This window comes from Clavibacter sp. (assembly GCF_014802555.1).
Taxonomy (GTDB): domain Bacteria; phylum Actinomycetota; class Actinomycetes; order Actinomycetales; family Microbacteriaceae; genus Clavibacter; species Clavibacter sepedonicus.
Genome location: NZ_JAAVCB010000046.1, coordinates 1 through 9,598, shown reverse-complemented (window position 1 = coordinate 9,598; position 9,598 = coordinate 1). Strand labels below are relative to the sequence as shown.

At 71.2% G+C, this 9,598-nt stretch carries 9 protein-coding genes, 1 pseudogene and 1 riboswitch; of the genes and pseudogenes, 2 read left to right on the top strand and 8 right to left on the bottom strand.

Annotation, left to right across the window (positions count from 1 at the left end; genetic code table 11):
* Window positions 1-283 precede the first annotated feature (283 nt).
* Both HDR73_RS05450 and HDR73_RS05445 read left to right on the top strand, forming a co-directional pair.
* Window positions 284-1,243 (top strand): carbohydrate ABC transporter permease, encoded by a 960-nt coding sequence (locus HDR73_RS05450; RefSeq protein WP_012299957.1) that lies wholly within the window; start codon window positions 284-286, stop codon window positions 1,241-1,243.
* The gene (locus HDR73_RS05445; protein ID WP_012299958.1) at window positions 1,243-2,238 is read left to right on the top strand and encodes a carbohydrate ABC transporter permease; all 996 of its coding nucleotides are present in this window, start codon (window positions 1,243-1,245) and stop codon (window positions 2,236-2,238) included. The genes HDR73_RS05450 and HDR73_RS05445 overlap by 1 nt, the downstream gene beginning before the upstream one ends.
* 1 nt (window position 2,239) lies before the next feature.
* On the opposite strand, the gene HDR73_RS05440 is transcribed toward HDR73_RS05445, so the two are convergent.
* The 8 genes and pseudogenes from HDR73_RS05440 to HDR73_RS05405 form a co-directional block, all read right to left on the bottom strand.
* On the bottom strand, window positions 2,240-3,514 hold the full coding sequence (locus HDR73_RS05440; RefSeq protein ID WP_041464712.1) for a type II toxin-antitoxin system HipA family toxin: 1,275 nt from the start codon (window positions 3,512-3,514) through the stop codon (window positions 2,240-2,242).
* The gene (locus HDR73_RS05435; protein WP_012299960.1) at window positions 3,507-3,788 is read right to left on the bottom strand and encodes a helix-turn-helix domain-containing protein; all 282 of its coding nucleotides are present in this window, start codon (window positions 3,786-3,788) and stop codon (window positions 3,507-3,509) included. The genes HDR73_RS05440 and HDR73_RS05435 overlap by 8 nt, the downstream gene beginning before the upstream one ends.
* 67 nt (window positions 3,789-3,855) lie before the next feature.
* Complete coding sequence (locus HDR73_RS05430) at window positions 3,856-4,179, bottom strand: DMT family transporter (protein WP_012299961.1); 324 nt, start codon at window positions 4,177-4,179, stop codon at window positions 3,856-3,858.
* A 9-nt stretch (window positions 4,180-4,188) separates the two neighbouring features.
* A riboswitch (guanidine-III (ykkC-III) riboswitch) is annotated at window positions 4,189-4,253 on the bottom strand.
* Window positions 4,254-4,304: 51 nt separating this feature from the next.
* Window positions 4,305-5,663 (bottom strand): ABC transporter substrate-binding protein, encoded by a 1,359-nt coding sequence (locus HDR73_RS05425; protein WP_012299962.1) that lies wholly within the window; start codon window positions 5,661-5,663, stop codon window positions 4,305-4,307.
* Between the two features lie 124 nt (window positions 5,664-5,787).
* Window positions 5,788-6,690, bottom strand: a complete 903-nt coding sequence (locus HDR73_RS05420; protein WP_012299963.1) for an alpha/beta hydrolase — start codon at window positions 6,688-6,690, stop codon at window positions 5,788-5,790.
* A gap of 11 nt (window positions 6,691-6,701) precedes the next feature.
* A complete protein-coding gene (gene glpX / locus HDR73_RS05415) occupies window positions 6,702-7,691 on the bottom strand; it encodes a class II fructose-bisphosphatase (RefSeq protein WP_012299964.1) in 990 nt (329 codons plus the stop codon).
* A gap of 58 nt (window positions 7,692-7,749) precedes the next feature.
* The gene (locus HDR73_RS05410) at window positions 7,750-8,895 is read right to left on the bottom strand and encodes an AI-2E family transporter (RefSeq protein ID WP_012299965.1); all 1,146 of its coding nucleotides are present in this window, start codon (window positions 8,893-8,895) and stop codon (window positions 7,750-7,752) included.
* 601 nt (window positions 8,896-9,496) lie between these two features.
* A pseudogene (locus HDR73_RS05405) lies at window positions 9,497-9,598 on the bottom strand (IS481 family transposase); the annotation flags it as partial.

Genomic DNA, 9,598 nt, shown 5'->3' with positions numbered 1-9,598 from the left:
GTCCGGCCATCTCCCCCGCACGGGCGGCGACGGCGCCCGCCTCGCCCTCGAGCTCGGCCTCGGAGCCGCGGCTCTCGCGGCCGGCGTCGTCGCGGTGATCGCGGTGCGCCTCCGCCGCCGCCGGCACTAGCCGCCACCGCAGCACAGCCACCACCGGACGCCCGTCCCCGCCTCGCGGGGGCGGGCGTCCGTCATGCGCACGGCCCGGACGCGGAGGAGAAGCCGGGCTAGGGTCGGCAGGAGGAGCGACGCCGCTCTGATCCACCTGTCGACGAGGACCACCATGACGACGACGAGCCGCCCCGCGCGACGATCCTCCGCCGACCGGCCGCCCCGTCCCCGACGCTCCCGCATGGCCCGCCGCGAGGCCGTGGCCGGCTACCTCTTCATCAGCCCGTGGATCATCGGGTTCCTCGTCTTCACGCTCGGCGCGATGGTCTACAGCCTCGTGGTGTCGTTCAGCGACTACAACCTCGCCACCGACGTGGCCACCCCGGTCGGCACGGAGAACTACGAGCGCCTGTTCTCGGATCCGCGCGTGGCCCTGAGCCTCGGCAACACCCTCTTCTACGCCATCCTCGCCGTGCCGTTCGAGGTCTGCCTCGCGCTCCTGCTCGCGATCCTCCTCGCCCGCCTCGGACGCGGCGCCGGCATCTTCCGCACCCTCTACTACCTGCCCAAGATGACCCCGACCGTCGCCACCGCGAGCGTCTTCCTGCTGCTGCTCAACGGCAACACGGGAGCGGTCAACAGGGGGCTCGAGGCGATCGGGATCGACGGCCCGCAGTGGCTCATCGACCCCGCCTGGGTGAAGCCGTCGATCGTGCTCATGACGCTGTGGGGCGTGAGCGGCACCATGGTGATCTTCCTCGCCGCCCTCAAGGACGTGCCGCGCGAGCTCTACGAGGTCTCCTCCCTCGACGGCGCCGGCCCCGTGCGGCAGTTCTTCGCGATCACCGTGCCCATGATCTCCGGCGCCATCTTCTTCAACGTCGTCGTGCTGACGATCGCCGCGCTGCAGGTGTTCGACCAGGCCTACCTGCTGTTCTGGCGCGACCAGACGAACGCGTCGCCGGACTCGTCGCTCTTCTACGGCGTCTACCTCTTCCAGCAGGCGTTCCGGTCGTTCGACTTCGGGTTCGCGGCCGCGATGGCGTGGCTGCTGTTCGTGATCGTGCTGGTCATCACGCTCATCCAGGTGAAGCTGAGCAACCGGTTCGTCTACTACGAGGGGGACCGCTGATGGCCGTCACCGACCGCACGCCGGACGCCGCCGCGACGCCCGGCGCCGTGCCCGCCGCCGCCACCGGGGATCCGCGCCTCGCCGCCGCCCTCACGCCGCTGCCGTCGCGGGACCCGTCGCCCGGCCGGCGCGATCCCGACCGCGTCCGCCGCGTGCGCTCCCGCATCGGCCGCGCCCTCATCACGGCGCTGCTCGTGGGCTTCGCGCTGCTGTTCCTCTACCCGTTCGCGTGGCTGCTCGCCGCGAGCCTCAAGCCGCGCGGCGAGGTGTTCGACAACTCGCTCTGGCCGCGCACGTTCACGCCGCAGAACTACGTCGAGGTGTGGGAGCAGCTCCCGCTCCTCGGCTGGATGGGCAACAGCCTCGCGATCGCGCTGCTGTCCGCGGCGCTCGTGTCGATCTCGAGCGCGCTCGTGGCGTTCGGCTTCGCGTACTTCCGGTTCCCGGGGCGGCGGATCCTGTTCGGCCTGGTGCTCGCGACGATGATGCTGCCGGGCGCCGTGACGATGGTGCCGCAGTTCCTCATCTGGAAGAACCTCGGGCTCATCGGCACGTGGATCCCGCTGTTCGGCATGAACCTGTTCGGCTCGGCCTTCTACATCTTCCTGCAGCGCCAGTTCTTCCTCGGGCTGCCGCGGGAGCTGTTCGAGGCGGCCCGGCTCGACGGCGCCAGCTACTTCGGGATGTTCCGGCGGATCGCGCTGCCGCTGTCGATCCCGTCGTTCGTGATCATCTTCATCTTCGAGTTCCAGGCCAGCTGGAACAACCTGCAGGCGTCGCTCATCTACCTGAACGCGGGCAGCGTCGAGGGTTTCACGGTGCCGCTCGGGCTCTCCTACGCGATGACCGCGTTCAGCCCCACGAACGGCGGCCAGGGCGACTACCAGCTCGTGATGGTCGCGGCGCTCCTCGTGACCCTGCCGATGCTGCTGCTGTTCGCGTTCGGCCAGCGCTACTTCGTGGAGGGCATCGCGACGCAGGGCCGCAAGGGTTAAATCACATGCCGCGGGGCTGACCGATCTCTTGGCCAGCGAGGAGGCGGGTGACGTTCCACTCGAGCCCGGCCCGCATCCCCGGTGTCGTCTCCCGTGGCACCTCGGTGGCATCCAGTGTCCGCGCGAACCGTTCGATCGCGTCCTGCACGACGGCGTCGATCCGTCGTCGACTCGTCACCCTCCACGAATCCGCCTCGCGCACGATCCGTTCCACGCTCATGCGCCGATGGTCGAACTCGCCGTCCACCGCGAGCGCGAGGTTCCAGTCGATGCGCCCGGGCTGGTACAGGTTGGGGACCGCGTCGTAGATGTCGGACAGCGTGTCCCTGCCGGGGAGGTGGATGATGCCGACGTTCTTGGCGTGACCGTCGTTGTCGCCGATGAGAATGCGGAACGTCAGCTGGCGGATCCACAGCTCCACAGCGTCCTCGTCGAGACTCGCCGCCGCCTCGGCGATGCGCATCGCCGACGGCCGCCGGGCAGAGGCGGGATCCCGCGGATCCTGGAACTTCGCCTGGTCGTCGACCCAGTCGAGGCTGAGCGCCTGCGCGAGATCCTCCTGATGGACGAGCTCTACCGCCTCACCTGACACACGACGGTCGAAGCGCTCGATGGCCAGGTACGTGGCTGCGCCTGCCCTGCCGATGGAACTCCGGAAGCTGGCGAGGCCGAGCTCCCGGGCGAGCTGGTGGCTGTAGTGCTCATCGTGGATCGCGCTGGGTCGAGAGGGAAGCTGCGGCTTGACGATGTGCGTCGAGTGGGAGCCGCCGTGCGGCTGCAGCCAGGGCCCGTCTTCGGCGAATCGGGTGAGCAGGACCTTGGGCTGGAACCCCTGGATCATGGACCTGCTGTCGTCGCGCACCGCGAGATCGCCGTCCTTGACCGCCCTCCGCAGCAGGCGGCCCAGATCCGATGCACTCAGCGACTCGTAGGACGGCGGCGAGACAGGAGGATCCGCCTCGCTGTGGAACGTGACCGCGCCGGCGATGGAGGATCCGAACTGCTCCAACGTCGCGTAGAGGTCGCGCGGGTCGAAGGAGTGCCGCTCCGCGAGCGCCCGACGCTGATTCCCCTCCGGGGCGTAGCCGCCGAAGAGGTTCGATGCCAGGTCGGTTCGGACCTCGGCCTCCGGCAGCGTCGCGAACGCCTCGGTCAGCCGCACGTCCGCCGGGCCGCCGTCCGGACCGATGAACAGACGGATCCGCTCGAGCCGTCCGCCCCGTTCCACGCGACCGATCTCCGCGCCATGGAAGCGGACCACGAGGCTCTCAGCCATCGACGCGCTCCTCCTCGCGGAGGTCGTAGGAAACGGTGACCCGGATCCGCAGCAGTCGCAGGACGCGGAAGAGCCTCGTGACGAACAGCGGAGGCCGTGTCCCCGTCTCCAGCTCGCGGACGTAGAACCTCTCGAATCCGAGCTTCTCCGCGAGGTCGGACTGGGTCATCCCCCGGCGGAGGCGGACGTGCTTGATCGCCTCTCCCAGATCGGAGTACTTGCGGATCTCGTGGCTCGGCATGATCGTGTGAGCATATCCCCACATGATGCTCATGTGAGTAAATACTCACTTGAGGGTGATGTGGGGACATCCCCTCATCGCACGCGGCGGCCCGCGCGGATCAGTGCCCGGTGTCGACGACCTTGAGGCCGACCACGCAGCCGACGAGGCCGAGCAGCAGCAGCACCTTCACGACGCTCGCGGGCTCGGATCCGGTGACGATGGCGTAGGTGACGGTGAGAGCCGCGCCGATGCCGACCCACACGGCATACGCGGTGCCCGTGCTGATCTCGCGCATCGCGTACGCGAGCCCGACCATGCTCAGCACGACGGCGACGCCGAAGACGAGGGACGGCCCGAGCTTGGTGAACCCGGCGGACTTGCCCAAGGCGGTGGCCCAGACGGCCTCGAGTACCCCGGACACGATGAGGACGATCCACGACATGGCACTTCTCCTGGCCAGTCTTGTCGCGTTCCGGGTACTGATCCCTCGTCCGGGAGCGCGGATGGGCGCCCATCTCCCACGGTAGCCGGGCGCCCTGATCACGCCATGTGCACGTCAGCGCCGGATCAGCGCGCCGCCTGCTCGTACGCCCGCATGGCCGCGGTCTGCGCGTCGGCGAGCGCCTGCTCCGGCGTCTTGTCGCCGAGGAGCGTCGAGGCCACGGCGTTCTGCAGCTCGCTCTGGATCTGCTGCCCCGCCGGCGACCCGCCGATCGACCGGCCCTCCGCCACCACGTCGTAGAACGTGGCGATCGCCTGGTCGATCCCGTCGTCGCCGCTCGGCACGACGTGGGCGTCGCGGATGGCCTGGTCGGCAGCCGGGGATCCCGTGAACAGGCCCGTGTTGATGCCGCCGTTCTCCGTCACGGTCGCGGCGCGCACGTCGCCCGCGGCCTCCCACGACTCCTGGCTGGTGAGGTCGAGCATCCACGCGCACGCGGCGTCCTTGTTCTTGGCCCCCGCGGGGATCACGAACGCGGATCCGCCGGCGACCGCGAACGGCTCGCCGTCGCTGTCGCGGAAGGGCACGGCCGAGATGTCGATATCGTCGCGGTACGGCGCGACCACGTTGAGGTACCACTGGGCGTCGATCTGCGCGCCGACCTGGTCCTTCACGAACTGGTTGCCGTCGCCGAAGGTGTCGAACGCATCGCTGAAGCTCTTGCCCTTCGCGTAGCCGCCCTGCGCGTCGGAGAGCTGCGTCAGGAACTCGAGTCCCGGGAGGTTCGCGTCGTCGTCGAGCGTGGGCTTGCCCTCGTCGTCGACGAGCTGGCCGCCGAAGCCGAGCATCCAGAGGGCGGCCTGCGCGGTGGGCACGGCGTCGAGGCCGAGCACGGCGGGATCCCCGCCCGACTCCCGGTAGACCTTGCCGACCGCGTCGAGCAGCTGGTCGGGCTTCGAGGTGTCGAACTGGTCGCCCGAGACGCCGGCGGCGGAGAGCACGCACTCGTTGAGCAGGATCGCCGGCGGCTGGAAGAACTGCGGCACCGCCCAGATCGCGTCGTCGTAGCGGATATCGTTCGTGACGGACTCGTAGAAGCGCTCCGCGGGATCCACGTCGTGGGCGGAGTAGCACTCGTCGAGCGGGAGGATGAGGTCCTGCGCCGCGTAGGTCGCCACGAACTGGCGGTCCATCTGCACCACGTCGGGAGTCTGGCCGCTCGCGACGCGGGTCGTGAACTTCTGCGCGTCGAACGCGGTCGAGTCGAGGTCGACCGTCACGTCGGAGAGCGCGTCGGCCGCGTGCGCGAGGCGGGCCTCGCCCACGTCGTCCGCGCCGTCGAAGGCCCAGGCCTTCAGCGTGCCGGTGGCCTCCGTGGTGAAGGAGGCGTCGGCGGCGCCGGTGCCGCCGGATCCGCATCCCGCGAGCAGCGTGGCCGTCGCGGCGGCCGCGATGACGGCGAGCGTCCCGTGTGTCCTGGTCATGCGGGTACCTCCGAGAGCGCGGCGGGCCTCGTCGCCCGCATCTCGAACGTACGCCGCTTCTCCTCCCGCGATCCGGGCCTCGGGCCAGGGCCCGGAGCGCCGTCCGCGTGGAGCCCGCCGCGCGTCAGGCGCGCAGCAGCTCCACCATCGCGTCGCGCGCGCGGGCGCCCTCGGGGATGGGCATGAGCGCGTACACGTGCAGGAGGTTCGGCTCCACGTGGATCCGCACCGGGTGCCCGACCGCGGCCGCCTTCCGCTCGAAGGCGCGCGCGTCGGCGAAGAGGATGTCGTGCGTGCCCGAGAACACGGTCACGCGGCCGAGGCCCGCGAGGGATCCGTGCATCGGGCTCACCCGCGGGTCCTCCACGGGCAGGTCGCCGCGCCACGACTCCACGGCGGCGCGCATGCCGTCGACCGCGAGCCACGGGTCGGTGGGCTGGATGCGGGCGATGAGCGGATCCGTGAACGACAGGTCGAGCGCGGGCGAGAGGAGCACCACGTCGCGCGGCGCGGGCACGCCGCGGTCGCGGAGCGCCATCGCGGTGGACAGCGCGATCTGCCCGCCCGCCGAGTCGCCCATGAGCGTGACGGCGCCGGGGCCGACCTCGGCGACGAGCGCTTCCGCGAGCTCCGCCGTGCGCTCGACGACCTCGGCCGCCGTGCCGCTCGGGACCAGCGGGTAGATGGGGACCGTGAAGCGCGTGCCGGTGCGGCGGGCGAGCCCCGCGACCAGCCACCAGTGGAACGGCGAGATCTCATGGGTCCAGCCGCCGCCGTGCGCGTACAGGGCGCGGCGGCGGGCCTCGGGGCCGGCGGGCGCGACCTCGTAGACGTGCCAGCCGCCCTCGACCCGCGCCGTGACGCGCACACCGCGGAGGAACGGCGGCGGTGCGAAGCCGCCCGGCCGGAGCACCCGTCGCCCGGCCCGCGCCATGGTGCGGTGGGGCGACGCGAACTCGCCCTGCCCGCCGACGAGCGCGATCACCGGCGGGGCGAGGCGGGAGAGGAGGCTGCGGCGCGTGCGCATCGGGATCCGGCTCAGCCTGCGGCCGGGCTGTACCACTTGGAGACCAGGTGGTCGGCCTCCACGCGGCGGATGGTGCCGGAGTGCGAGCGGAGCACGATGCTCGAGGTGCGGATCATGCCGCGGTGCCGGGTGACGCCCGCGACGAGCGCGCCGTCGGTGACGCCGGTCGCGACGAAGTACGCGTTGTCGCCCGTGACGAGGTCGTCCTGGTCGAGGATCCGGTCGAGGTCGTGGCCCGCGTCGATCGCGCGCTGCTTCTCGGCGTCGTCCTTGGGGGCGAGGCGGGAGAGGAGCACGCCGCCGAGCGCCTTGATCGCGCACGCCGTGATGATGCCCTCGGGGGTGCCGCCGATGCCGACGCACATGTCGATGCGCGAGTCGGGACGGGCCGCGTTGATGCCGCCGGCGACGTCGCCGTCGAGCAGGAGGCGGGTGGAGGCGCCGGCCGCGCGGATCTGCGCGATGAGGTCCGCGTGGCGCGGCCGGTCGAGCACGGCGACTTGCATGTCCTCGACCGCGAGGCCCTTCGCCTCGGCCAGCGCGCGGATGTTGTCGCCGATGGGGCGGTCGAGGTCGACGACGCCGCGGCCCTCGGGGCCGGTGACGAGCTTGTCCATGTAGAAGACGGCCGACGGGTCGAACATGCTGCCGCGGTCGCTCACCGCGATGACGGAGAGGGCGTTCATGCGGCCGGCGGCGGTGAGGCTCGTGCCGTCGATGGGATCCACCGCGATGTCGCACGCGGGGCCGAAGCCGTTGCCGACGTGCTCGCCGTTGAAGAGCATCGGCGCCTCGTCCTTCTCGCCCTCGCCGATGACGACGAGGCCGTCGAAGGCGACGGTGCCGAGGAACTTGCGCATCGCGTCGACCGCGGCGCCGTCGGCGGCGTTCTTGTCGCCCTTGCCGATGAAGGGGGCGGAGCGGATGGCGGCGGCCTCGGTGGCTCGGACGAGCTCCATCCCGAGGTTGCGATCCGGATTCGAGTAGTTCTCCTCGGTCATGTGGGGTCCTCCCGTAGAGACGTGCGCGGGCGGCTCCGTCGACTCCGCAGGTGCGTCGCTACGATCCTACGGCGGGGGTGCCGGCCTTCCAGCTGCCGCCCGCGATGTACCGGACCATCACGTTGAGCGTCGCGACGGCCGGCACCGCGAACAGGGCTCCCGCGACGCCGCCGACGTAGGATCCCGCGGCCACCGACAGCACGACCGCGAGCGGGTGCACGTGCACGGCCCCGCCCATCACGAGCGGCTGCAGCACGTGCGACTCGAGCAGGTGCACGCCGATGACGGCGACCAGCATGATCGCGGCCTGCAGCGGTCCCACGAACACGAGCGCGATGACCACCGCGAACGCGCCCGAGACGATGGCGCCCACGACCGGGATGAAGGACGCGAGGAACACGAGGACGGCGATGGGGATCGCGAGCGGCAGCCCGAGCAGCCAGGCCGCGATGCCGATGCCGACCGCGTTGCCGGCCGCCACGAAGATCTGCACGCGCGTGAACGCCGAGAGCGTGCCCCAGCCCGCGCGGCCGGCGCCGTCGATGGCGGGACGCGCGCGGCGCGGGAACACGGAGACGACGAAGCGCCAGATGCCGCGGCCGTCGATGAGCACGATGACGATGGTGAAGAACGCGAGCAGGGCGCCCGTGACCAGGTGGCCGACGCCGAGCCCCGCGTCGAGCACGCCGGTGAGCAGGGCCTCGCGGCTGTTCTCGAGGGCCTTCCCGGCGGAGGCGAGCAGCGCGTCGTAGTCGGACGGCACCACGTTGAACGGCGGCTGCGCGAGCAGGTCGCGCACCGACTCGAACCTCTCCATCGCCTCGCGCTGCAGGGTGGGGATGCCGGTGCGGATCTGCGCGACGAGCAGCAGCACGAGCCCCGAGATGACGACGGCGGTGCCGAGCAGCGTCGACGTGATGGCGAGCCACGCGGGCCAGCGCCGCCTCCGCAGCGCCGCGACGAGCGGCTGCAGCAGCGCGCACACGAGGAGTCCGATGAGGAACGGGATGACCACCTCCTTGACCGCGACGAGGAGCCACACGGCTGCGGCCACCGCGATGCCGATGACGAGCAGGCGCCATGACCACTCCGCCGCGAGCAGGACGCCCGGGGTGATGCCGCGCTGGGGGGCGCGGTCGGCGTGGGGCGCGGAGGCGGCGGCGGGCTCGGGCTCGCCCGGCGAGGGCTCGACGTCGTGGGACATGGCGGTGCTCCGATCTCGATGCGCGGGAGGCCGGCCCCTCGCGCGGAGGAGGGCCAGGCGCCCATCATGGCGGTGCCCGCGGGCCGGTGACCCGCGATGTCCCGCATGCGTGCGCATGAGGATCCTCCGTGCCGCTGTGCGGGGTCCGTGCGTGGTGGCGGGAGTCGCCGCGCGCCGGGCCGAGCGGGTCAGCCACCAACCGGCACGACAAAGTCCGCCACGGATTGCATGGTTCAGAGCACACCGACCACGAGGGATGAGGCGCCGATCAGCATCGCTGATCATGGCGCGAGGAACCCGATCTCGCATATGCAGGTGTCCGGGACGCCAAGGCTCACAACGGCGGGGGCGCACGTCGCGTTCGCGAACGGCTCGCGCGGCCCGCTGTCGCATGAGGACGGCTTCGCCCTCTGAGGGGCCCACGACCGGTAGCGGGAAACCCCGCGCGACCCCGGCCTCCTAGTACCGCGGAGGACGGAGTGCGTCGCACCGGTTCCGTCGCGGTGAAACGGGCCGATAGCGCTCGGCCCACCGGGCTCACGATCAGGTTCTGAACCCAGACATAACCGCGCGCCGTTCGACCTGCTCTAGCTGTACTGGGTCATGACGTTGGTGACACTCGGGCCGCGGGCGTGAGCCCGTGGCTTGAGTGGATTCGTTCAGTGTTGTAGTGCTCGATGAAGGGGTCAAGCGCGTCGGCGCG